Consider the following 22,627-nt stretch of genomic DNA (forward strand, 5'->3'; position numbering starts at 1 on the left):
TCTATAGTGGCGGAGGCTACTCCGCGGCGACCGACTGGCGCTTGAACGTTTCGGCTACGGCCCAAATGCAGAGCCCGGCGACGAACCCGGCAAGGCCCCAGCGCAGCACCAGATCGAGGGCGCTCAGATAGACGGGCTCGGACGCGCCCATGAACTGGAGCCAGACGCCGTAGATCTGGCCTTTGCCGGAGTCTGGCGAACGCGGCAGCATGTTGAACATGCGCGCCTCGTTCAGCGTGAACAGCAGCAGCCCCAGCACTGACGCCAGAGTGCGCTCGGGCCGCGCGAATACGTCGGACATGTAGCTGCCCCCAATCACCGCGGACGGAAGCTATCGTGGGCCGCCTCCCGTGAGGAGAGGCGCGCTGCAGTTTCAGCTGCGGAACTCAGAGCTTCCGAAGAGTGGTAAGCAACGCCTCCATATCGTCCGGCAATTCGCTTTCGAAGCGAAGATCGTCGCCGGTGATCGGATGGACGAAGCCCAGCACGGCGGCGTGCAGCGCTTGGCGCGGGAAAGCTTCCACAGCGGCGGCCGCTTCAGCCGCGTACGGGCCTTCCGCCTTGAACGCGCGCTGCTTGCCATAGAGCGGGTCGCCAATCAGCGGGCAGCCGAGATGGGAAAGGTGCGCGCGAATCTGATGCGTGCGGCCGGTATGCAGCCTGCATTCGATCAAAGCCGCCGCCGCGCGCCCTGCGGATGCGCCGGCCTGCTGGCCATAACTTTCGATCGTCCAGTATCGCGTGATCGCGACCTTGCCGGCTTCGGTGTTGGGATCGCGCGCAACTACATATTTGCGTCGATCCTCGTTCGAGCGGACGAGCCGGTTCTCGATCGTCGCGCTACGCTCCTTCGGCGCGCCGCGCGTCACCGCGTAATAGGCGCGTTCCAAATCATGCTTAGCGAACAGTTTCGCCAAGCCCTGGTGCGCCGCGTCGTGCTTGGCGACGACGACGAGCCCCGTCGTGTCTTTGTCGATCCGGTGCACAATCCCCGGCCGTGCGACCCCGCCAATGCCGGAGAGGCTGTCGCCGCCATGCGCGAGCAGGGCGTTCACAAGTGTCCCGCGCATCGAGCCGGGCGCGGGATGCATCGCCATGCCTATCGCCTTGTCGACGACGATCAAATGCTCGTCCTCGTACACGATGTCGAGCGGCAGATTCTCCGGCTGCGGGGCGGCGGGTTCGGGCGGCGGCAGCACGAGTTCGTACGTCGCGCCGGCCCGCGGCTTGTCCTTCGCGTGCGTCACCGGCGCGCCGTCGACCGTGAGCTTGCCTGCGCCGATCAACCCTTGCACGCGCGAGCGCGACAGGTCCGGCCACAACCTCGCCAGCCACGCATCGACGCGCTCGCCTGCGCCTTCCGGCGCGATAGCGGTGCGGATTTCGCCGATTTCGGGATCGTCGTCGCCTAGAGACATTCGCCTCTCATTAGCGGCTTGCATGGCCCCGGCTAGCCCCCATAGTGCCGCGCGAAAGAGGTTCACTGGTGCTGAAGCGCGCGTTCGTCATCTTGGCGGGTCTGGCCGCAGCGTTCGCGCTTTACGCAACCGCTTTCCTGGTCGTGAATCACCAGATTTCCGCACGCGCCAGCGATGTCCAGCGCGCCGCCGCCGAAGCTTTGCCGGAAGCAGGCGACATGCTCGAGATTTTAATCTGGAACGTCGGCTATGGCGGCCTCGGCGCCGGCAGCGATTTCGTCGCCGACGGGGGCAAGCATTTGTTTCCGCCCTCGCGCCGCGCCGTGCGCGACAACGTCGCGGGCATCGAGAGCTTTCTGATCGATCAAGCCGATGCGGATGTCGTGCTGATTCAGGAGATCGCCCGCGCCGGCCCAGTGAACTACTGGATCGATGTCCGCGACCGGGTCGAGCACGCGCTGCGCGACCGTGACAACGTCTTCTACTCCGATTTCAAGACGCGCCTGATTCCGCCCCCGCTCCGGCTCGTGCACGGGCAGGGGCTTTATTCCTTGCGGGCCGTCGCCGGCGCAGACCTCGTCGCGTTGCCCGCGGAGGATGGCGGCTTTTTCGGCGTGCGCCGCCGCTACGCGTCACCGCTGATCCGGTTGGCGGGCGATGCCCATTGGACCATCGTCAGCGTCCATCTCGCGGCGTTTGACGAGGACGCTTCGGTGCGCACCCGGCAATTGCGTGAGCTGATGGCTTGGGCGCAGCGCGAATACCAAAGCGGCCGCCGCGTCGTCCTTGGCGGCGACTGGAATTTTCAGCTCGCCGACACCGATTTCCCGCACACGACCGACGAACGCTTCCTGTTCTGGCTATTCCCATTCCCGCAGGACACGCTGCCCGAAGGCTGGCGCATCGCCGCCGACGCGGCGATCCCCAGCGTCCGCACCAATCACCAGCCCTACGTTCCTGGGGAGAACTACGTCACCACGATCGACGGCTTCATCGTCTCGCCCAACGTCGACGTGTTGAGCGTCACCGGTTTCGACCTCGGCTTCGCTCACAGCGACCACCAGCCGGTGCGGTTGCGGGTGCGGGCGCGCTGAAGCCCCTTGGCGAGAGGGGCGCAGGTGGGCTCTAAATACCCTAGTGGAGGGATCACCATGACCAAACGGGGATGGACGCGCCGCGGCGCGCTGGTTGCGGCTACGGGCGCGGCGGCGGCATGTGCGCCAAACGTCGAAACGCCGCCTTACGAGGGCATTGTCGCCTTCAGCCACGGCGTCGCCTCCGGCGATCCCAAGCAGGATCGCGTCGTCATCTGGTCGCGCGTCAGTCCGCAGCAGAGCGGCGACGTGCCGGTGCGCTGGATCGTGGCGCGCAACCGCGAGCTCTCCGATGTCGTGAAAACCGGCGTGATCGTCGCCACCGAGGCGCGCGACTACACCGTCAAGGCCGACGTCACTGGCCTTCGCCCCGGCGCGCCGTACTTTTACGGCTTCCGCGCCGGAGCGGCCGCAAGCCCCGTCGGCAAGACACGCACGTTGCCGCGCGGGCAAACCAATACCGCGCGCATCGCCGTTGTCTCATGCTCCTCTTATTCGCACGGCTTCTTCAACGCTTACGAAGCCCTGGCCCAGCGCGACGACATCGATCTCGTCGTCCACCTCGGCGACTACCTCTACGAATACGGCCTCTCCGGCTATGGCGGGGATGTCGCCATCCAACTCGGCCGTGTGCCGGCGCCGGAGGTGGAATGCGTCAGTTTGAACGACTATCGCGCACGTCACGCCCAGCACAAAGCCGAAGCCGAGCTGCAGGCGGCGCACGCGCTGGCGCCTTGGGTCGTCGTCTGGGACGACCATGAGACGGCGAACGACAGCTTCGCCACCGGCGCCGAGAACCATGACGAAGGCGAGGGCCAGTTCGCCGCGCGCAAGCAGGCGGCGCTGCAGGCCTATTACGAATGGATGCCGATCCGCGATCCCGAGCCTGGCCGCGCCTTCGAGGCGATCAACCGCTCGTTCGACTACGGCGATCTCTTCACGTTGATCATGCTGGAGACGCGCTTGCTCGCGCGTACTGAGCCGCTGGACTACGCGACGCAATTGCCGGTGCGCATGCAGCGCTGGAATTTCACCAGTGAGACCGCAGCCGTCGCGCTGCGGGATCACGAGCCGGACACGGCGACGATGCGGCGCTTGCCGGCGATCTACGAGGAAGTCGGCGAAGAATTGCGGCCCGTGCTCGACTGGCGCCGGGCGGGGCCGATGGCGCAGAACCTGCCCAACCTGCCGAACGGTTTTTATCTCGCCCCCGACGTTGATGCGATCACCGCGCTTTTGAACGCGCCCGAGCGTCAGCTCATGGGCACGGCGCAGGAGCAGTGGCTGGCGGACGAGCTCAATCGCTCCAAGCGCGCCGGCGCGACGTGGCAGGTGATTGGAAACCAGGTGCTGATGGCGCCGGTCAGCGCGCCAGACCTCTCCAAGACGCCGCCGCAGCTGGCGGCCGCGCTCGAACGCCTGCGCCCCGGCGTCACTCAGCTACTGAAGCTGACGCGCTTTCCGTTTCCGCTTAATACCGATTCTTGGGACGGCTACCCCGGCCCACGTTCGCGCGTGCTCGCCACGATGCGCGCCGCGGGCGGCAACGCGCTCGTGCTCACCGGCGACACGCACACGGCGTGGGCGAACGAAATCGACGATGGGCAGGGCCGCGTCGCCGTCGAGTTCGGCGCCACCTCGATCACCTCGCCGAGCGAAGCGGAGTATTTCACGCCGGCGGGCGTCGATTTCAACGCCGCCGTCCGAGCGCGCAATCCGCACGTGAAGCACACTGACGGTCTCCGCCGCGGCTTTCTTCTGCTGACGCTGACGAAAGAGCAGGCGACCGCGGAGTTCTTCGCCGTGTCGACAATCCTGTCGAAGGAGTACGAAACGACGCGCGCGGCTGCGTTCACAGTAGCGCCGGACGCAGGGGCCGGCGTCGGGCCGATCACCGCTGTGGAGTGATTCCGTATAGTGGGACCCCGCGGCCTGTGAGGCGCTTGTTCGTGGTCACGGGTCTCGCTTCGAGAGCCCGGGATGACGGACGCGCGGCGCTCAGGCCGCTTGCAGCGCTTCACGCCGCTTCGGCTCATCCACCGGATCGCACCTTACGGCCCGCATCAGCATCTCGTGCACGAACAGGTTGGCGGCGTTGAGATCGCGTCCGGAATGCTGCGCGTAGGAGCGCAGCGTCTCGGCGAGGGAGAGGAATTGCTCGGCGTTCATGCCGGTTTTTATGCCGGTGAGTCGGCGACTGCTTCGTGACTCGCGCGTGACTCGAATATGGCGCCTACGCCTTGGCCGCGCCCAACCGGTTAACGTTCCCGCGCCGATGCGGGCCGAGCGCTTCCAGCTCCGCCGAGGGCGCGCCGTTCAGCCATTCTTCCGCCAGTTCGCCGAACACCGGGGCGTATTTGAAGCCGTGCCCCGAGCAGGCGGAGAATAACAGCACGCGCTCGTGCGCGGCGCTCGGCGCGATCAGGAAATTCTCGTCCGGCGTCACTGTGTAGAGGCAGCGCTGCAGCCGCACTGGTTCCGCTCGGTGCTTCGGCAGCAGCAGCGCCGCTTGTTCGGAAAGGAGCGCCGCGTCGCGCTCGTCGGGCTCATGCACGTGATCTGGATCGGTCTCGCCGCCGACGGCGTGGAGGCCCAGCTTGTAATAGCCGCGCGGCGCCGGCATGCCGAACACGCCTTCCTCGTTGTCGATGCAGATTACCGGCAACAGGCGCGGCGTCTCCGTCTCGAACCATCCGACCACACGCCGCTTCACCGCGAGCCGCCCTGCAAACTCCGGCAGCAGCTTTCCGGCCCAGCCGCCGGCCGCTACGATCGCTGCGTCGAACGCGAAGGTCTCGCCATCGATGCGGAACGACGTGCTCTCGATCGGCGCCGCAATGCGCTTGCCGTGCGCGAGCCGCGCGCCCCATTTCGCCGCCTGCCGCAACAGGAACGCGCGCGTCGCATCGGCGGCGATCACGCCGGCGTCTTCCTGGCGAAACACATCCCACTCGTATGGCATCGCCAGATAGCCGCGCGTCAGCGGATGGATGGCGTCGCCCCGGAGCAGCGCCGCCGGCTCGCGGCTGAGGCGCTGGCACGCCGCCACGAACGGGGAGCCGCGCGGCCCCGCCATCAGCCCGCCGGTCCACTCGATCAGCGGCCGCCCGGCCAAGCCCTCCCAGGTGCGCCAGGCGTCGACCGCGCGACGCGCTAGCCGAACATAGACTTCGCCTTCGCCCGGCGTCGCCCGCATGATCCGCGTGTCGCCGTGCGAGGAGCCGTTCTCGTGCATAGGCTCGAACTGCTCGAAGCCGGTCACGTCATGGCCGGCCAGCGCCAAGCGCGCCGCGATGCTAAGGCCCGCGATGCCAAGTCCGACGACGGCGACCTTCATGACCTAGACTTACAGGCGCCCGGCCCGAGCGCCAATGTGCAGTTTGCGTGCAGTCCCTCCGCAGTGTTGCGGGAATCTGCCGAAGGCCGGCTGTGGGCGCGGATCGCTTCCGCTAGCGTCGCCGCATGAGTCTGAAAGACCGGATCAAGGCGCAGGTCGCCGCCTTCGACGGCTGGGCGAGGCCGTGGGCGGAACGATCCAAATGGAACGGATGGGCCTACGAGTTCCTGCTGTTCGGCCTCAAGCAGGCCTGGGCCTGTCTGTTCGGCGCCCTGATGCTGGCGCTGCTGCTCGGCACGCATCTGTTTTGGCCGGACGATGCGCCGCTGGCGCGCTACGACTTCCTTGTCATCGCTTCAGTTGCGATCCAAGCGGCGCTGCTCGCCACCAAGCTCGAGCGCTGGGACGAGGCGGCCGTCATCCTGATCTTCCACGTCGTCGGCACGATCATGGAAATCTTCAAGACAGCGCAGGGCTCCTGGATCTATCCGGAAGAGAGCGTGCTGCGCATCGGCGGCGTTCCGCTCTTTTCCGGCTTCATGTACGCCTGCGTCGGCTCCTACATCGCCCGCATCACGCGGCTGTTCGAGGTCCGCTTCGTCAGCTATCCGCCGCTCTGGACCACCTGGACGCTCGCCATCCTCGCCTACGTCAACTTCTTCACCCACCACTATGTCTTCGACATCCGCAACGCGCTGTTCGCCTTCTCGGCGTTGATCTTCTGGCGCACCTGGTTCGTGTTCATGCCGGACCAGAAGCCGCGCCGTATGCCGATGCTGATCGGGGCGCTGCTCGTGTCGCTGTTCATCTGGTTCGCGGAAAATCTCGGCACCTTCGCGGCGGCTTGGGTCTATCCCAGCCAGCGCGACGGCTGGCACGTCGTGCCGATCGACAAGATGGGCGCCTGGTATCTGCTCATGTTGCTGAGCTTCGTGCTGGTGACTTTGGTGCATAAGCCGGAGCGGACGCGATCCCTGGCGCGCGAACCTTCACAAATGCGAGAGACAAGGCCTCAACCAATCACGTCGGAGTGAGACGCGCGCCCGGCAGATTGCAGCGCGCGACATCATCAAGCAGCCTCTCTCTTCGAGGGAGGGTGACATGTTCATGCGAGGTTTGCTCATCGCGGCGGCGTTGACCGTCGCATCCATTGGCGGCGCTTTCGCCCAAGATGAAGCGGAGGAGATTATCGTCACCGGAGCGCGCCTGGAGCGCTACGAGAGCCTCGTTCTGCCCGCGGTGACGATGACGCGCCGCGCCGATGCGGTTCTGGCCAGCGCCACGATCTGGTCGGACTCCCGCGATTTGCAGCTGCGCTCACGCGAAATCCGCGCCACGCTCGAAGATATGGCCCGTCGCGCCCGCGCCAGCGACGTCACCATCTCCCTGCAGCAGGACGATGTGCTGCGGCCATTCACGGTCGACTTGGCGATGCGGTTGCTGACCTATGGCGGCCGCGCCGATTCTAGCCAAGTCGTGGTGCAGTTGCGCACCGCGACACGCGGGTCGTCAGACACGCTCGACGCCGCGCGCGGACGTTTCAATCAGTTCGTCGAGTCCATCGCCGAAAACGGCCGCGCCAGCGTCGACTTCGACGAAGACGAGCTCCAGCTCACGGTGATCGATCTGCCGCAATATCGCGCGCCGCTGATGCAGGCGATCGTCGCCGACGGCCGCAGCGTCGCAGCGTCGATGGGCGAGGGTTTCCGCCCGGAAATCGCCGGTCTCGAAAGCCCCGTCGCCTTCCGCCGCAGCGGTGATCTCGATCTCACGCTGTTCATCAACTACACGCTGCGGGTTGTGCCGGTGCGTTAGTCGCCGATGAAGTGCGCCACCACTTCCCGCGTGTGCGGCGCGCGGCGGTGTTCGAACAGATAAACGCCCTGCCACGCCCCTAGCAGAAGTGCGCCGTTCTGCAGCGGAATAGAGAGATGCGTCTGTGTCAGACGCCGCGCGGATATGCGCCGGCATGTCGTCCGGCCCTTCGGCGTCGTGCACGTACGGACCATCCTCCGGCGCGATGCGCTCGAAGTAGGCGGCCAGGTCCGTCCGCACGTCCGGATCGGCGTTCTCGTTGATCAGCAGCGACGCAGAGGTGTGCCGGCAAAACAAAGAGAGCAGCCCGTCACCGAACTGCTCCCGTTTGATCCAGGCCCGAACCTCGGGCGTGAAGTCGTAAAGCCCTTTGCCGCGCGTCGATACGCTGACGCGGTGAAAGGCTTGGCGCATGACCTCAGCCGTAGCCCGCCAGCTTCAGAAACCTGTTCCGCAGCTCGGCGTCGTCCTTGAACGCGCCGGTGAACTGCGTGGTCACCGTGGTCACGTCCTTGTGGTGAACGCCGCGCGTGGACATGCATTGGTGCTCGGCGTCGATCAGCACGGCGACGCCGCGAGGCTTCAGCGTCTCTTCGATCGCCTGGGCGATTTGCGAGGTCATCGTCTCCTGCGTCTGCAGGCGCTTGGCGAAAATCTCGACCACGCGCGCGATCTTGGAGATGCCGACCACCGATTCCGTCGGCAGATACGCCACGTACGCTTTGCCGAGGAACGGCGCGATATGGTGCTCGCAATGGCTCTCCACATCGATCTTCTTAAGCATGACGATGTCGTCATAGCCGTTCACGTCCTCGAACACGCGCGAGAGCTCTTGCGCCGGGCACTCATCGTAGCCGCTGAACCATTCGCGGTAAGCGTCCACCACGCGCTTCGGGGTATCCTTCAGTCCTTCGCGGTCCGGATCGTCGCCGGCCCAGGCGATCAGGGTGCGGACCGCCTCCATGGCCGCTTCGCGCGAAGGCCGCTTCTGCTCCGCCTCACCAGGCGAGCGCAATTTCAGAATCTCACTCATAGAGTACCGGGTCCTCTGTCTGAGGGACGGAGGTCGAGCCGGGAGGGTCTCGCCAGATCGGCTTCTGGGAGCACCCGGACTTAACGCCCGCCCGAAATTCACCTCAGGCGACGGGACCCCAAATTGGCCCCACTCGGATATGGAGTGTAGCACAGGCTGCCGCTAGAACCCACCCCGATGGAAATTACCCTTCACAACACGTTGACGCGACGAAAAGAGCCGTTCGCCCCCTCTGATCCGAGCCGGGTGACGATGTATGTCTGCGGCCCCACGGTCTACAATTTCGCGCATGTCGGCAACGCCCGCCCGCCGGTCGTCTTCGACGTGCTGTTTCGGCTGCTCCGCCATGTCTATGGCGAGAACGCCGTCATCTACGCGCGCAACTACACCGACATCGACGACAAGATCATCGCCGCCTCGATCCAGCGCGGCGTGCCGATCGACGAGATCACCCGCGATGTCGAGCGCCAGTACGACGCCGATATCGCCGCACTCAACGTGCTCGTGCCGACGCGGCGCCCGCGCGCGACCGAGAATGTGCCGGCGATGGTCGCGGTGATCGAGAAGCTGATCGCCAAGGGCGCGGCCTACGTCGTGCCGAGCGGAGTCTATTTCTCGGTCGCGGCCGATGAAGACTACGGCAAGCTCTCCGGCCGCAGCCAGGATGAGCTCAAAGCCGGCGCCCGCGTGGAAGGCGAGGACGACAAGCGCCATCCTTCGGACTTCGCGCTGTGGAAAGCCTCCAAGCCCGGCGAGCCGTCATGGAGCGCGCCGTTCGGCGCCGGCCGCCCCGGCTGGCACATCGAATGCTCGGCCATGATCGAGGAAGAGCTCGGTTCGCCCATCGATATTCACGCTGGCGGCGTCGATCTCATCTTCCCGCACCACGAGAACGAGATCGCGCAAAGCGAGTCGGCGCACGGTCATCCGCTTGCGCGTGTGTGGATGCACAACGGCTTCCTGACGATGGATAAGGAGAAGATGTCCAAATCCATCGGCAACATCGTCACGCCGCACGAATTGCTGGATGAGGGGTGGCAGGGCGAAACCATCCGGTACGCACTGCTCTCCGCGCACTACAAGGCGCCGCTCGATTGGAATGACGATCTGCTGGACCAGGCGCAGAAAAGCCTCGACCGCATCTATGGCGCGGCGCTGCGATTGAAGGATGTCGAGCCCGCTGCCGCCGATGCGCCGGCGGCGTTCGTCCAAGCGCTTGCGGACGATCTCAACACGCCCGCCGCGATTGCCGAGCTTTCGGTGCTGGTCACTAACGCCAACAACGCCAGGAAGCCTGCCGAACAGGCGAAGGCGAAAGCCGAACTGCTCGCGGCGACGAACTTGCTCGGCGTGCTGCAGGACGATCCCGAACGCTGGTTCCGCGCCAGCTTCGGCGACCAGGCCGCCGAAATCGACGCGCTCGTCGCCGAACGCGTGAAAGCGCGCGCGGAGAAGAACTACGCCGAATCCGATCGTATCCGCGATGAATTGGCCGGGCGCGGTGTCGAAGTCATGGACAGCGCAACAGGCAGCACCTGGCGGCGGAAGGGCTAGTTTGCGCTTGCCTTCGTAACGTCCTCGTTCACGATGGCTCGTGAGGGACCGGAGGGAACGCCACATGCGCTTGTTCGCCATCGCCATCGTTTCGTTTCTTGCCATGAACTCCGCAGCCTTCGCGGCGTGCGACCTGTCGCCCACGATCGGCGCGCGGGCCGAGGCGCGCGCGGGGCAGGACATCATGATCACGCTCGCGGTCGAGAACCTCGGCGACACCAATTGTCCGGGCACGATCGAAGCGCCGCCCAATGCGAGCTACATGGTCGACATCTTCCTTTCGACCGATCGCGTCGGGCCAGCGAGCTGGGCTGTTTACAACGCGGCCTGGCGCGAGGACGTGCTGCTGCGCGGCGGGCGCGTTTCGCGCACGTACAGCATGGGACCGGGCGTCACCGTGCGCTATGGCGCGCCAAGCTACGAAATCGGGCCGATGACGCTGCCGGCGGAGATTCCGCCCGGCGACTATTTCCTCTGTGCTGGGGTCGATCAGGGCAATCGCGTCACCGAGTCCAACAAGCGCAACAATCTCGCCTGCAACCCGATCCGCATCCTGCCGCTATTGCGCATCGATCCGCGCCGTCCGCCCGTGATTCCCCCGCGGCCGCGCCTGCCTGGGCAATAGAGGGTGACGCCATGGCGAAGCACCGCATCTATTCCATCAGCTTCGCGAGCGTTTATCCGCACTACATCGCCAAGGCGGAGAAGAAGGGCCGCACGAAGGCCGAGGTGGACCAAATTGTCCGCTGGCTGACGGGTTACACGCAGAAAGGACTTGAGACCCAGATCGAGAAGAAAACCAATCTCGAGGATTTCGTCGCCAAAGCGCCTAAGCTCAATCCCGCGCGCAGCGCGATTACTGGCGTCATCTGCGGCGTTCGCATCGAAGAGATCGAAGACCCGTTGATGCGCGAGGTCCGATATCTCGACAAACTGATCGACGAACTCGCCAAGGGCCGGCCGATGGAGAAGATTCTGCGCAAATGAACATTCTGATCGTTGTCGATCAGGGCGTGGCGCGCTGAGACGCGCTCGGCGTTGCGACAGCCGTTCGCCGCGTAGAGGCCAGCCGCTGTCCGAGCCGGATCATCGGCCGCTCCACGAAGCGGAACAGCAGCTCTGAGGCAAGCAACGTGAGCGGCAGCGCTGTCGCGGCGAGGCAGCCGAGCGCCTGCCATTGCGTCATCGCCTGCAGCGGCAACGCGTACAGCAGCAGCTTCATGATCGGAATATGGATGATGTAGACGGAATAGGAGCGTGCGCCCAGCGCGGCCGCCAATGGCGAGGCAAACAACACCTTCGCCGCCGCGGCGACGCCGCGATCGATGATGCCCGTCGGCGCCGGACGCATCAACAACACGAAAAAAGCAAGCCAAACCGCCACCGGGAACAAGTCTGGTCGAAGCAAGCCGAAGCCGAATGCGCCGAGCGCCAAGGCCGAAAGCGGCAGCGCTGTTGTTTTCAGCGCAGGCAACGCCAGACGGCAGCCCATGCCGATCACGAACAGCCAAAGGCCGCCGAGCAGAGTGGAGGGCGCGGAGTAGGTCCCGAACACGCCGCGCTCAAACAGGACCGCGCATGCGAACGCGACGATCACGACGGGCGCGCGCCAGCTGGGCGAACGCAGAGCCCACATCAGGGCCGGCGCGATCAGATAGAATTGCCATTCGAGGCTGAGGCTCCAGGCGGGCCCCACGAACGCCACCGACGACCACGGCAAGACATTGTCGGGCATTACGCCTTGCAACAGCGTCAGGTGCAGCGCCCAATGCGTCCAAGGATGCGCCTCAGTGCTCGCCAGACCCTCGCGGAGTGAACTGACGTAGTAGCTGTTCGGATCACCGCCCCAGCTCGTGGCGACCAACCCTTGCAGCGCGAGCGGCGTCGCTGCAGCGCCCACGGCAAGTGCGACCAGGTAAGCGGGATAGATGCGGAAGGCGCGGCGCAAGATGTAGCGCGGCCAGCTCTCTTGCTGCTCGATCACCAAGCCCGCGATGACGAAGCCGCTGATCATGATGAAGATGGAAACAGCGTGCGCGCCGGCAAGCGGCGCGAAATAGCCGAGGCCGAAATCCTGAACGTTCAGTGTAATGAAGAGGTGGCTGACGACCACCGTCCAGGCCAGCCATGCGCGCAGACCTTCGATCTCCCAAAATCTGCTCGGCTGAACGTTCATGCGACCCGTGCCGTGGTCATAGTGTCAGCAAAAGTCCGGTTCCCGCATCACATTTCTCCAACTTGGCCGCGATTTCCGACGTGAACGTCAGAGGCGCCGCGCCGGCGGCTAAAGACCAGCACGTCTGCGTTTGCGCGCCCCTGTCCACACCACGCCAGGAAAGCCTTTCAGTGGCCCGAGCTCTTCGCCGAGATACGTCCATTCCTGCAGCTGATCGATGGCGATGTGATAGCGCGGCTCGCGGCCGACGCCGCTGGTGAAGAGGGCGCGAGGGATGTTCACATGCTGAGCTGAGCGCTCGTACAACATCGGCGTGCCGCAGCGCGTGCAGAAACTCCGCGTCGCGCCGTCCGCTTCATAGCGCGTCAGACAATCCTCGCCTCGCACAATCCGAAACCGGCTCTTCCACGATCCGACATAGGTCGCATACGCCGCGCCATGCGCGCGCCGCGCTGGCGCGGAATGATCGTGCCAGGCCCACTGCGCCGGCACGGCGATCTCCACCACAACGTCGCCGCACGCGCAGCGCGCCTCCGCCCGCGCGGGCGCCTTGTTGCGCGCTTCTTCAGTCGTCTCAGTCTTGCGCATGCAGCCGCTCCGCCATCCGGTGACGCCAGATTAGCATCTCGACCCGACAGTGGACGTCATGATTCGCTATCAGCGCCGCTATTGGTTGCTCGCCGCCGGCATGTCCGCCGTCGCCGGCTTCGTGGACGCTATCGCCTTCGTCCAGCTCGGCGGTTTCTTCGTTTCGTTCATGAGCGGCAATTCAACGCGACTTGGTGTCGGGTTGGCTGGGGCGCTGCCGCAGGCCGCTCTGGCGGCAAGCCTGATCGCCGCGTTCGTCGCTGGCGTCGTGCTTGGGGCCTTCATCAACCGGAACGCCGATGAGCGCGGCGGGCCGCGGGTTCTCGTCGCCGTGGCCGCACTGCTTGCGCTCGCCGCGGCGCTCGCCAGCCTCGATGCTGAAGCGCTGGCGATCGCTTTGCTCGCGGTCGCGATGGGGGCCGAGAACGCCGTTTTTCACCGTGACGGCGAGGTCAGCATCGGCGTGACCTATATGACGGGCACGCTCGTGAAGCTGGGTCAGCGCCTCGCCGCGGCTCTACGTGGCGGCGAGGCATGGGCGTGGCTGCCGTATTTCCTGCTTTGGCTAGGTCTGGCGCTTGGCGCGGCATGCGGCGCGGCCGCCTTCAGTCAACTCGGCCTCGACAGTATCTGGATCGCCGCAGCCGCCGCTGCGCTCCTCGCCGTCGTCATGGGGCGCGTCGTGCGCATGTCCCCACGCAGCGACGCGCCTTGAAGCCGCCGCGGGCCGCCGCTAAGCCCAGCGCCGGGGAATAGGACAGAATATGCGGACAGCACTTTTCGTCATCGCCGCCGCCGCGCTTGCGGCGTGCGCAGCCGGCGGCTCCGAGCCGGACGTCGCTTCAGGCCCATCGCCGTTTCCGGTCGAACGCGGCACGGCGCCGCCTCCGCCCATGAGCAGCGCGAGCCAAACGCCGCCGCCGGAAGGGCGCCTCCAAGCCGGCGTCGATTTCGGCCAATGGCGCAGCGCGGATCCAGCGGCCTATGCTCCCGCGTTCCAAGCACAGATGCGCGAGCGCTTCAGCGCGGGACAGGACGCCGCGCAGATCCGCGCCGATCTCGAAGCCAACGGCTTCGCCTGCCACGACGCGCAGCGCCTGGATTGCCGCATCGAGATCATGGAGCGCGACTGCGCTTATGACTGGTACGTCGTGCTGGACCGCGGCAGGGAAGCGCTGGTCGCCGGTTTCGACAAGATGTGTCTCGGCGCCCGCGGTTAGGCGCTATTGCGACGGCCCCGCCGCCTCAGGGCTGGCGGGAATGCCGAGAAATCCGTCAATGCCCGCCGGATCAAGCACCAGCATGGGCTCGTAGCCGGCATTGATGACGACGTGGTTCTGGCGCACGCGCATCAACGCAGCGCGTCCGTTCATCGCCGTGCGCGGTGTCGCCGGCCCGAGCCGCCGGTTCAGCAACTCGGCGCTGGTGAAGATCATCGCGGTGCGTCCGCCCGGCACGTCGGTCAACCGCGGCTCCGCATCGCGCGCGTCGGATTCCATCACCAGCAGCACATTGCTTTCGAGGAATTGCTCGCGAAAAGCCGGACGCGCGGCTTCGCTGCGATATGCGGCGATGAACGCCTGTTCGAGCGCCGTCTGCGGACGGATCGGCTGCAGCCGCCCCTGCGCGGGCGGCGTCTGCGCCGCCACGGGCGCGGCCGCGAGAGCCAGACCAAGACAAAGCAAAGTGCGTCGCAGCATGAGAGCTCCCCCTCGAGTGCTGTTGCGTGCCTCGCAAGGAAGGCCACATAAGGGCGGATGGAAGATCTCTACCACCCCCGCATCATGGAACTGGCCGCCGACATCCCGCACGTGGGACGTCTCGATGCGCCGGACGGCGCCAGCACCAAGGTCAGCCGCGTCTGCGGCTCGGTGGTCACGGTCGAGTTGAAGCTGAAAGATGGCGTGGTCAGCGAAATCGCCGTCCACCCCAAGGCGTGCGCGCTGGGGCAGGCGGCTACGGGCGTGCTGGCGATGCACGCCATCGGCGCAACGCCTGCGGAAATCCGCCAGGCGCGAGACGCACTGCACGCAATGCTGAAGCAGCGCGCGCCGCCCCCGTCAGGAAGATTTTGGGAGCTGCGCCATCTCGAAGGGGTGCGGGACTATCCGCCCCGCCATGCATCGACGATGCTGGCGTTCGACGCCGCCTGTAACGCGTTGGACGCCGCGGAGGCCGCGGCGTCCAAGCAAGTGCGTCAAGGTTAGAATTATACCGTCGGCCTACGCCGGAACATGCCGAGGATCGCGAGCAACAAGATCGCGCCGACGGCCGACACGAGCAGACTGCCCCAGAAGCCGGCGAATTCGATGCCCAGCGCGCCGGCGACGAATGCGCCGAGAAACGCGCCAACTATACCGACAACGAGATTGGTCAACAGGCCGTGTTTGCGGCCCATCACTTGTTCGGCGATCCAGCCGGCAAGAATACCGATTATGATCGCACCGAGGATCGAGACTTCATTCATGAGCTGTGCTCCCGTCTATGGGTGCGCGGAAAACAGCTCACGGAGGCGAGTCGTTCCTACGAAACGCCTTTGGCGGATCGCAGAAGCGTGAGGATGGCTTCGCGATGCGAGATCGCCCAATAGCCGAGACCGCCGAGTCCACCCGCCGCCAACAAGCGGACGACTTCTTGCCAAGATTCAAACATGCGCCGAGTTCTCCCGCAGCAACTCGCGCTCATATAGTAGCGGCGGGCTGAACGCCACATGAGAGGGCAGCGGACAGACCGCCGCGCGTGTGGTAGCAGCATCGCATGAGCGCATCCGCACCTTTGAAGCATGCCGACGCCAAGGCGTTGCGCAAAGCCGCGCTCCGGTATCCGGAGACGGTCGAAGATTTTCCGTGGGGCCATTCCGCCTTCAAGGTCGCGGGCAAGAAGGCGTTCTTGTTCATGGGCGGGGACGAGGCCGGCGGCTTCAGCTGTTCCATGAAACTGCCGTTCCGCAACGCGGAGGCTTTGAAGCTGAAGGGCGCCGAACCGACCGGCTACGGCATGGCCAAATCAGGGTGGGTCACGTTCAATTTCGGCGCCAAGTCGAAGCCGCCGATGACCAAGCTGATCGACTATCTCGACGAATCCTGGCGCGCCGTGGCGCCCAAGAAACTCTCCGCCAGCTTCGAGCCGCCCCGGCCGCGGCGATCGAGTTAGCGCTGTCCGGGCGCCTCGTTTGCGGCTAGCGTCGGCGCGTCATTCTGGAGAAGCACATGATCCGGATTCTGGTCGCGCTCATCGTCCTCGGCTTGGCCGCATTCTTCACCAACCCCAAGCCGGAGGCATATGAGACGAAGGCGCGCGAAACGCTGCAGGCGGCCGCCCAGGAAGATCTCGAGAACCTCGATGTCGGCGGCGTCATCGGCAACAGCGCCGCGCAACTGGGTGAGGGCGAGTACGAGAATTTTTTCGTCGCCTCGCGTTATTCGATGCCGTCTGCCGCGGACGCGCGGGTGCAGTGCTATGGCGCCTTCACGCTGGTGAACTGCAGCCCTACGGCGCGCAGCTGACGGCGATTTGCCCCCGGGACGACCAGGTGTGCAAAATGCGCGGAATGTGCTATCCAGCGCTCATGCAACGGCGTTCCGCCACCACGACGACTACTTACTGACGCCGGCGGCGCGAGATCGGGCGCGCCGCAGCGGCGATGTTGCGAGCCCGGTCTAAATCACTCCAATCGCCAGCATGCCGATGTCGCCGAGCCTTCCAGCCCGGGGCCTTTTGGGCCTTATCCAGCTCTACAAGTGGACGCTCTCGCCCTTGATCGGGCGCGACTGCCGCTATTTGCCGACATGCTCCAGCTACGCGGCGGACGCGATCCGCAGGCATGGGGCCTGGGCCGGGAGCTGGATGGCCGGGGCGCGGCTCTGCCGCTGTCATCCCTGGGGCGGCCACGGCTGGGACCCGGCGCCCGAGACCGTCCGCGCCAATTCCTGGTGGCGGCCCTGGCGCTACGGCGATTGGAAAGGGGGCTACAGAGCCCCGCCGAACGAACTCGAATCCGCTAAGAGCAAACCATGAGCATCTCTCTCCAATTCCCCGACGGCGCCGTGCGTGATTACGACGAGGGGGTGACGCCGCTCGCCATCGCCGAAGGCATATCCAAATCGCTCGCCAAGAAAGTTGTCGCCGCCAAGGTCGATGGCGGCTGGTGGGATCTGACGCGGCCTCTTGAAATCGGCGGCAAGTTCGAACTCGTCACGCGCGACAGCGCAGATGGCTTAGAGGTGCTGCGTCACGACGCGGCGCATGTCCTCGCGCAAGCGGTGCAAGAGCTCTTTCCCGGCACGCAGGTCACGTTCGGCCCGGTGACGGAGGACGGGTTCTATTACGATTTCGCTCGAGACGAGCCGTTCTCGACCGACGATTTCGAGAAGATCGAAAAGCGCATGAAGGAGATCGTCGACGCCGATTTGCCGATCATTCGCACGGTCTGGGAGAAGGAGAAGGCGATCGCGCACTTCAAATCGATCGGCGAAATCTACAAGGCCGAGACGATCGACGAAGTGATCAAGCCCGGCGAGCCGATCACGGTCTATTCCCACGGCGACAAGTGGGGCGATCTCTGCCGCGGCCCGCACCTCCCGTCGACGGGCAAGCTAGGCAAAGCCTTCAAGCTGATGAAGCTCGCGGGCGCCTATTGGCGCGGCGATCAGAACAACCAACAGCTGCAGCGCATCTACGGCACGGCCTGGGCCGATGAGAAGCAGTTGGAGGAATACCTCCATCGCCTCGAAGAAGCCGAGAAGCGCGACCACCGCAAACTCGGTCGCCAGATGAACCTCTTCCACATGCAGGAAGAGGGGCGCGGCATGACGTTCTGGCACGAAAAGGGCCTGACGCTCTGGCGCACGATCGAAGCGTATCTGCGGCGCCGGCTCGATGCGGCCGGCTATGTCGAAGTGCGCACGCCGCAGGTCTTGGACCGCGTATTCTGGGAGAAGTCAGGCCACTGGGACAATTATCGCGCCAACATGTTCATCTGCGAGACGATCGAGGGTGAAGAGTTGGCGTTGAAGCCGATGAACTGCCCCGGTCACGTCCAGATTTTTAGATTTGGACAGAAGTCCTACCGTGATTTGCCGCTGCGCATGGCCGAGATGGGGGCCTGCCACCGCTACGAGCCCTCAGGCTCGCTGCACGGTTTGATGCGCGTGCGCGCGTTTACGCAAGATGACGCGCATATCTTCTGCCGCGAAGACCAAATCGTCGACGAAGTCGCGGATTTCATCACGCTGGCGTCCTCGATCCACGAAGACTTCGGACTCACGCGCGATCACATTACGCTGGGCACACGCCCTGAGAAGCGCGCCGGCTCGGATGAGTTCTGGGACAAGACGGAAGCGCAATTGCTCGATGCGGCGCGCAAGGCTGGGGTCGAACCCGTCATTGCGGCGGGCGACGGCGCGTTCTACGCGCCGAAGCTCGACTTTCAGCTGAAGGACGCGATCGGCAGAATGTGGACGTGCGGCACGATTCAGAACGATTACGTGCTGCCCGAACGCCTCGGCGCGGAATATGTCGGCGAGGACGGGGCTAAGCATAAGCCGGTGATGTTGCACCGCGCCATCTTCGGATCGTTTGAACGCTTTATTGGCGTGGTGATCGAGAACTATGCGGGCGCGTTTCCGCTCTGGCTGGCGCCGGTGCAAGTTGTCGTCGCCACCATCACGCAAGAGGCGGACGGCTACGCCAACGAAGTCGCGGCGGCGATGCGCAAGCAGGGCCTGCGCGTGGAGATCGATCTGCGCAACGAAAAGGTCGGTTACAAAATCCGCGAGCACTCCTTGCAGAAGACGCCCGTCATCGCCGTCGTGGGCAAGAAGGAAGCAGAGAACCGGTCGGTCGCCATCCGCCGTCTCGGCGGCGAGGCGCAGACGGTGCTGAGCCTGGACGAAGCGCTCGCCGGGCTCGTCGAGGAGGCGAAAGCGCCGGACCAGAAGCGGGCTTGATCAAGGGCCGCCGGCGAGAAACCGGCGGCCCTCCAAGCTAAACCCTCGGTAACAAGCCTGTTTCCGGCGCTGGAGCGGCACAACCTGCTCTAGACGCCGCCGCAACCTCGCGACAGACTACCTAGAGTCGAAACAACCCCAGATAGATTCTGGGACGACGGAAGGCAGCGTGGACAAGTTTCCATCCCCCGCGCGATCTGCAGCGACGACGCTGGAGCCGCGTGTGAGCGCCATCGTCGTCGCCCGGAAGTTGCGCGCCGCCGACGCCGCCAAGATCGACCTCTGCTTGCGCAGCGCCCTGGCCGAAGCGCTGACGGACGAATTGATCATCGTCGGGGTCGGCAACGACGCCGAGATCTCCTCGATGCTGCGCGCGTTCCAAGCCGACCGGCGCGACGTGAAGCTCGTTCCAGTAGCATCAGGCGCCAGCGCCGCCGCCGCCGCCAACGAAGGCGCCAAGCACGCCCGCGGGCGCTGGCTTCTGTTCCTCGATCCCGATGTCGTGCTGCAGCGCGGTGCGGTGACGCGGCTCGCTGCGGCCGCCGGCAACGCGCGCACGCCATGTATCCTGGGCGGGCGACTCACCGATCTCGAGGGCCGCGACCGCGCCGGCGCGCGGCGGGGCGCGCTCAACGCGTTCAGCGCGATCGCCGTGGCGATGGAACTGCCGGGCGCGAAGCGTCCCCGTCGAAGACGCGGCGTGTCCCCGACGCCGGTCGCTGCCGTCTCGGGCGCTTTCATGCTGATGCAGCGCAGTGACTTCGCCGACCTGAAAGGCTTCGACGAAGCCTTTGTCACGGACGCCGCCGATCTCGACCTTTGCCGCCGCGCCGTCGACGCCGGCGGCAGCATTCTCTTCCATCCCGCCGCGGCCGGCGTTCAGTTCGAACGCGCCGCGCGCAGCCACGCGCAGGCGCAGGGCTTGGCGCTTTTTGCGAGCAAGAGTGCGAAGACCCATGTCGAACGCGCCTTCGCTGCTGTCGCACGCCCTGCATTGACGCTGCTGCTCGCCCTCAAGGATTTCGTGGTCGGCCGTCCGCCGCTTCGCTGACGGCGTCCAGCTCTGTCACTTCGCCGACGAACAAGCGCACGCGCTCACCGCCGCCCGCCGCGACGCCTTGCACCGGCGGCTCCGCCGGTGTGAACGAAAGCTCGCGCGCCGCAAGCGCCTCCGACACGGTCTCCAGTTGCCGGCCCTCCACGATCATCGCATCGCCCGCATTCGCGCCGGCGGCGGCTTGCGCGGGCATCGCCAGCCGGATGGATGTGCGGGTGAGGAAGACAAGGCTGGTCTCGTCGTAGCCGACGACCCAGAGCGGCCTGTCGTCGCGCGGCGTCAGCCGCGCCCGCGTGAGCGCCGCCACCGCCTCGTTGCTGACGAACAATGTCCGCGCTTCCGGCAACAGCCGCTCGCGCAGGCTGAACGAGAGCGCGAGCGCGCAGAGCACCATGGCCGCGACCCGCGCCGCCGGGCGGCGCAGCATGATGAGCGCAGTGAAACCTGCCGCAACGATGCCGATTCCGATCAAGGCTGTCGAAATTGCCCGGCGGATGTCAGCGGCGAAATCTCCCGGCATGAATGTCGCGCTCATCGAAATGAGCGTCACCAGCACGACGCCAGTCACCGCAAAGAGCACGACGCCGGCGGGATGCGCCGTGCGCCAGCGGAAGCCGCGCATCGCCGCGAGGCCGCAGCCGCAGAGCAGGGTGATCGGCGGATAAGCCGGCAGCACGTAGTGCGGCAGCTTGGTCGGCGCGATCTCGAAGAAAAGGATGGTGGGGACCGCCCATGCGAGCAGAAACCGGATTGAGGCGTGCGCGTCGCTCGCGCGCGGCGCCCGCACCGCCTCCAGCGCGACGCGGCCGGCGGCGGGCAGCGCGTAGGTTGCCGGGAAGATCAGGAACGGCAGCAGGAAGGTGTGAAATCCCGGCAACGCGAACTGGCCTTCCTGGCCGCTCATGAGCTTCGGCGCGATATCGCCGCCGAACATCTCTGCGAAGAACCGCCCTTGCGTTTCGAACGTGATCGCGATTGACCACGGCGCCACGATCAGCAGCGCCAGCAGCGGGCCGGGCCAGAACAGCAGCGGCTTCATCCAGCGAGCCCGGCGCTCCCAGATCGCCAGCGCGCCGAGTGTCAGCGCAGCCACCAGCGGCGTCACCGGCCCCTTCACCAGCACGCCGCAGCCGATCGCTGCCCAAAACAGCATCGACAATTCTTTTGAGCCCAGGATGCGCCGCTCGTCGGGCAGCGTGCGCAGCCGCGCCAGCGCCGCCATCGCCAGCGTGGTGAAGCCGAGCAGCACGGCGTCCGTCTTCGCGGTCATGCCTTCAAGTCCGGCGAGCACGCCCGCCGCCAGCAGCGCCGCGCCGAACAGCGCCGCCCGTTTGCCCGCAAGGACTGCGCCGCCCCAAAGCGTCGCGATCGCCGCGAGCGCAATGCCGAGTGCAGAGGGCAGCCGGTATGGCCAGATCGCGTTGAGTTTGCCGGTGACGGGCTCGAACAGCGTAACAGAGGCCGCCTGCAGCCAGTGGACGCCCACCGGCTTCACATTCCGCTCCTCGTCCTGCACCCGGATACGGACGTAATCGCCCGTTTCCAGCATCTGCCGGGTCGCTTGGGCGAAGCGGGACTCGGCGTCGTCCATCACCGGCACTTGGCCGGCGCCGAACAGGCTGGACATGAGTGCGATCAGCGCCACCAGCAGGTAGCCGCGCCAGCCGCGGGCGAATTGATCGAACAGTGAGGGCTGGGCGGCTGGTTGGGCCATCGGCCGGTGATACCGGTTTTTCGTCTGCAAAGGGCAGTCCCCCTGCAGGACTTGCGCCCTCGCATCGGCGCGGGCGAACCGCTAAGAGAGCGCGCCCAGGCGGAGAGAGGCGAAATCCTTGCCGGAAACGATCGAATTCAGCGTCGTCGTGCCGATGCACAACGAGGCCGGCAACGCGGCCTTGCTGGCGCGCGAGATCGCCGCCGTGCTCGACGGCCGCTCCTACGAGATGATCTTCGTCGATGACGCCAGCCGGGACGACACCCGCGCGGAACTGGCGGCGCTGAAGGGCGAACTGCCGGCGCTCCGGCTCATCGGCCACCGCAAGAACGCCGGCCAGAGCCGCGCCGTTCATACCGGCGTACTGGCGGCCCGCGCCCCGATCGTCGGCACGCTCGACGGCGACGGCCAGAACGATCCGGCCGACCTGCCGCGGCTTCTGGCCCGACTCACCCGTGCCGACGCTCCCGCGGAACTCGGCATGGTCGCCGGCAAGCGGGTCAAACGGCAGGATAGTTGGAGCAAACGCACGGCCTCCACCATCGCCAACAATATCCGCAAGGCGGCCCTGAAAGACGGCGCCGACGACAGCGGATCAGGCATCAAGGTGTTCAAACGGGAGGCTTTTTTGCGCATCCCGTACTTCGATCACATGCACCGCTTCATGGCTGCCCTGATGTTGCGCGAAGGCTATGCAGTGGAGTTTTTGGAGGTTAATCATCGACAGCGGGGCGCAGGACGCTCGAAATATACGAATCTCGGCAGACTGGCCGCGAACATGACCGACCTCTGGGGGGTCATGTGGCTCAGGAGCCGGGCCCGGCTTCCGGGGGGGACGGACGAGCTATGAGCAGAAATCCGTTAGGCGCTGCAGGTCTGGCCGCTGCGAGCAG

The 22,627-nt window shown here is 65.7% G+C and carries 27 protein-coding genes and 1 pseudogene; 16 read left to right on the top strand and 12 right to left on the bottom strand.

Annotation, left to right across the window (positions count from 1 at the left end):
- Positions 1-16 precede the first annotated feature (16 nt).
- Complete coding sequence (locus VEA80_RS05790; RefSeq protein WP_325059753.1) at positions 17-301, bottom strand: hypothetical protein; 285 nt, start codon at positions 299-301, stop codon at positions 17-19.
- An 85-nt stretch (positions 302-386) separates the two neighbouring features.
- The gene (locus VEA80_RS05795; RefSeq protein ID WP_325059754.1) at positions 387-1,418 is read right to left on the bottom strand and encodes an RluA family pseudouridine synthase; all 1,032 of its coding nucleotides are present in this window, start codon (positions 1,416-1,418) and stop codon (positions 387-389) included.
- Positions 1,419-1,486: 68 nt separating this feature from the next.
- On the opposite strand from VEA80_RS05795, the gene VEA80_RS05800 reads away from it, so the two are divergent.
- Positions 1,487-2,512, top strand: coding sequence for an endonuclease/exonuclease/phosphatase family protein (locus tag VEA80_RS05800; protein ID WP_325059755.1), 1,026 nt, complete (start codon positions 1,487-1,489; stop codon positions 2,510-2,512).
- 57 nt (positions 2,513-2,569) lie between these two features.
- On the top strand, positions 2,570-4,420 hold the full coding sequence (locus tag VEA80_RS05805; protein ID WP_325059756.1) for an alkaline phosphatase D family protein: 1,851 nt from the start codon (positions 2,570-2,572) through the stop codon (positions 4,418-4,420).
- 90 nt (positions 4,421-4,510) lie between these two features.
- On the opposite strand, the gene VEA80_RS05810 is transcribed toward VEA80_RS05805, so the two are convergent.
- Both VEA80_RS05810 and VEA80_RS05815 read right to left on the bottom strand, forming a co-directional pair.
- The gene (locus VEA80_RS05810; RefSeq protein WP_325059757.1) at positions 4,511-4,681 is read right to left on the bottom strand and encodes a hypothetical protein; all 171 of its coding nucleotides are present in this window, start codon (positions 4,679-4,681) and stop codon (positions 4,511-4,513) included.
- Positions 4,682-4,745: 64 nt separating this feature from the next.
- The gene (locus VEA80_RS05815) at positions 4,746-5,849 is read right to left on the bottom strand and encodes an FAD-dependent oxidoreductase (protein WP_325059758.1); all 1,104 of its coding nucleotides are present in this window, start codon (positions 5,847-5,849) and stop codon (positions 4,746-4,748) included.
- Positions 5,850-5,974: 125 nt separating this feature from the next.
- On the opposite strand from VEA80_RS05815, the gene VEA80_RS05820 reads away from it, so the two are divergent.
- Together VEA80_RS05820 and VEA80_RS05825 are read left to right on the top strand one after the other, a co-directional pair.
- A complete protein-coding gene (locus VEA80_RS05820) occupies positions 5,975-6,883 on the top strand; it encodes a DUF817 domain-containing protein (RefSeq protein WP_325059759.1) in 909 nt (302 codons plus the stop codon).
- 67 nt (positions 6,884-6,950) lie between these two features.
- On the top strand, positions 6,951-7,664 hold the full coding sequence (locus VEA80_RS05825; protein WP_325060104.1) for a hypothetical protein: 714 nt from the start codon (positions 6,951-6,953) through the stop codon (positions 7,662-7,664).
- Here the strand turns inward: VEA80_RS05825 and VEA80_RS20415 are convergent.
- Positions 7,661-8,078, bottom strand: a pseudogene (locus VEA80_RS20415) (secondary thiamine-phosphate synthase enzyme YjbQ). The gene VEA80_RS05825 and the pseudogene VEA80_RS20415 overlap by 4 nt on opposite strands.
- A gap of 4 nt (positions 8,079-8,082) precedes the next feature.
- Positions 8,083-8,697 (bottom strand): GTP cyclohydrolase I FolE, encoded by a 615-nt coding sequence (folE, locus tag VEA80_RS05840; RefSeq protein ID WP_325059760.1) that lies wholly within the window; start codon positions 8,695-8,697, stop codon positions 8,083-8,085.
- A 177-nt stretch (positions 8,698-8,874) separates the two neighbouring features.
- On the opposite strand from folE, the gene cysS reads away from it, so the two are divergent.
- The 3 genes from cysS (at position 8,875) to VEA80_RS05855 (ending at position 11,238) form a co-directional block, all read left to right on the top strand.
- On the top strand, positions 8,875-10,251 hold the full coding sequence (cysS, locus tag VEA80_RS05845) for a cysteine--tRNA ligase (RefSeq protein WP_325059761.1): 1,377 nt from the start codon (positions 8,875-8,877) through the stop codon (positions 10,249-10,251).
- A gap of 64 nt (positions 10,252-10,315) precedes the next feature.
- Positions 10,316-10,876, top strand: coding sequence for a hypothetical protein (locus VEA80_RS05850; protein WP_325059762.1), 561 nt, complete (start codon positions 10,316-10,318; stop codon positions 10,874-10,876).
- Positions 10,877-10,887: 11 nt separating this feature from the next.
- A complete protein-coding gene (locus VEA80_RS05855) occupies positions 10,888-11,238 on the top strand; it encodes a DUF2200 domain-containing protein (protein WP_325059763.1) in 351 nt (116 codons plus the stop codon).
- 19 nt (positions 11,239-11,257) lie between these two features.
- On the opposite strand, the gene VEA80_RS05860 is transcribed toward VEA80_RS05855, so the two are convergent.
- Together VEA80_RS05860 and VEA80_RS05865 are read right to left on the bottom strand one after the other, a co-directional pair.
- On the bottom strand, positions 11,258-12,427 hold the full coding sequence (locus VEA80_RS05860) for an acyltransferase (protein WP_325059764.1): 1,170 nt from the start codon (positions 12,425-12,427) through the stop codon (positions 11,258-11,260).
- 108 nt (positions 12,428-12,535) lie between these two features.
- Positions 12,536-13,015, bottom strand: coding sequence for a GFA family protein (locus VEA80_RS05865; RefSeq protein ID WP_325059765.1), 480 nt, complete (start codon positions 13,013-13,015; stop codon positions 12,536-12,538).
- Between the two features lie 58 nt (positions 13,016-13,073).
- Here VEA80_RS05865 and VEA80_RS05870 point away from each other — a divergent pair, with 58 nt between their 5' ends.
- Both VEA80_RS05870 and VEA80_RS05875 read left to right on the top strand, forming a co-directional pair.
- Positions 13,074-13,730 (top strand): YoaK family protein, encoded by a 657-nt coding sequence (locus tag VEA80_RS05870; protein ID WP_325059766.1) that lies wholly within the window; start codon positions 13,074-13,076, stop codon positions 13,728-13,730.
- A 49-nt stretch (positions 13,731-13,779) separates the two neighbouring features.
- A complete protein-coding gene (locus VEA80_RS05875) occupies positions 13,780-14,235 on the top strand; it encodes a hypothetical protein (RefSeq protein ID WP_325059767.1) in 456 nt (151 codons plus the stop codon).
- A 3-nt stretch (positions 14,236-14,238) separates the two neighbouring features.
- Here VEA80_RS05875 and VEA80_RS05880 read toward each other — a convergent pair whose 3' ends face one another.
- Positions 14,239-14,715, bottom strand: a complete 477-nt coding sequence (locus VEA80_RS05880) for an SseB family protein (protein ID WP_325059768.1) — start codon at positions 14,713-14,715, stop codon at positions 14,239-14,241.
- Between the two features lie 57 nt (positions 14,716-14,772).
- On the opposite strand from VEA80_RS05880, the gene VEA80_RS05885 reads away from it, so the two are divergent.
- Positions 14,773-15,222, top strand: coding sequence for an iron-sulfur cluster assembly scaffold protein (locus VEA80_RS05885; protein WP_325059769.1), 450 nt, complete (start codon positions 14,773-14,775; stop codon positions 15,220-15,222).
- 2 nt (positions 15,223-15,224) lie between these two features.
- On the opposite strand, the gene VEA80_RS05890 is transcribed toward VEA80_RS05885, so the two are convergent.
- On the bottom strand, positions 15,225-15,482 hold the full coding sequence (locus tag VEA80_RS05890; RefSeq protein ID WP_325059770.1) for a GlsB/YeaQ/YmgE family stress response membrane protein: 258 nt from the start codon (positions 15,480-15,482) through the stop codon (positions 15,225-15,227).
- A 56-nt stretch (positions 15,483-15,538) separates the two neighbouring features.
- Positions 15,539-15,667 carry a hypothetical protein gene (locus VEA80_RS05895; RefSeq protein ID WP_325059771.1) on the bottom strand — a complete coding sequence of 43 codons (129 nt, stop codon included), beginning with the start codon at positions 15,665-15,667 and terminating at the stop codon, positions 15,539-15,541.
- A gap of 105 nt (positions 15,668-15,772) precedes the next feature.
- Between VEA80_RS05895 and VEA80_RS05900 the strand changes: the two genes are divergently transcribed.
- The 5 genes from VEA80_RS05900 to VEA80_RS05920 all read left to right on the top strand — a co-directional run bounded on the left by VEA80_RS05900 (position 15,773) and on the right by VEA80_RS05920 (position 20,014).
- Positions 15,773-16,168 carry an MmcQ/YjbR family DNA-binding protein gene (locus VEA80_RS05900; protein ID WP_325059772.1) on the top strand — a complete coding sequence of 132 codons (396 nt, stop codon included), beginning with the start codon at positions 15,773-15,775 and terminating at the stop codon, positions 16,166-16,168.
- A gap of 56 nt (positions 16,169-16,224) precedes the next feature.
- Positions 16,225-16,521, top strand: a complete 297-nt coding sequence (locus VEA80_RS05905) for a hypothetical protein (RefSeq protein WP_325059773.1) — start codon at positions 16,225-16,227, stop codon at positions 16,519-16,521.
- A gap of 181 nt (positions 16,522-16,702) precedes the next feature.
- The gene (gene yidD / locus VEA80_RS05910; RefSeq protein WP_325059774.1) at positions 16,703-17,032 is read left to right on the top strand and encodes a membrane protein insertion efficiency factor YidD; all 330 of its coding nucleotides are present in this window, start codon (positions 16,703-16,705) and stop codon (positions 17,030-17,032) included.
- On the top strand, positions 17,029-18,963 hold the full coding sequence (thrS, locus tag VEA80_RS05915) for a threonine--tRNA ligase (RefSeq protein WP_325059775.1): 1,935 nt from the start codon (positions 17,029-17,031) through the stop codon (positions 18,961-18,963). The genes yidD and thrS overlap by 4 nt, the downstream gene beginning before the upstream one ends.
- Before the next feature lie 169 nt (positions 18,964-19,132).
- Complete coding sequence (locus VEA80_RS05920; RefSeq protein WP_325059776.1) at positions 19,133-20,014, top strand: glycosyltransferase family 2 protein; 882 nt, start codon at positions 19,133-19,135, stop codon at positions 20,012-20,014.
- On the opposite strand, the gene VEA80_RS05925 is transcribed toward VEA80_RS05920, so the two are convergent.
- Entirely contained in the window at positions 19,977-21,734 is a 1,758-nt protein-coding gene (locus VEA80_RS05925) for a glycosyltransferase family 39 protein (RefSeq protein ID WP_325059777.1), read from the bottom strand. The two genes, VEA80_RS05920 and VEA80_RS05925, sit on opposite strands and share 38 nt — an antisense overlap.
- A gap of 118 nt (positions 21,735-21,852) precedes the next feature.
- Here VEA80_RS05925 and VEA80_RS05930 point away from each other — a divergent pair, with 118 nt between their 5' ends.
- Positions 21,853-22,584 carry a glycosyltransferase family 2 protein gene (locus tag VEA80_RS05930; RefSeq protein ID WP_325059778.1) on the top strand — a complete coding sequence of 244 codons (732 nt, stop codon included), beginning with the start codon at positions 21,853-21,855 and terminating at the stop codon, positions 22,582-22,584.
- The last annotated feature ends 43 nt before the right edge of the window (positions 22,585-22,627 follow it).

This window comes from Vitreimonas sp., from assembly GCF_035627415.1.
Classification (GTDB): Bacteria; Pseudomonadota; Alphaproteobacteria; order Caulobacterales; family Aquidulcibacteraceae; genus Vitreimonas.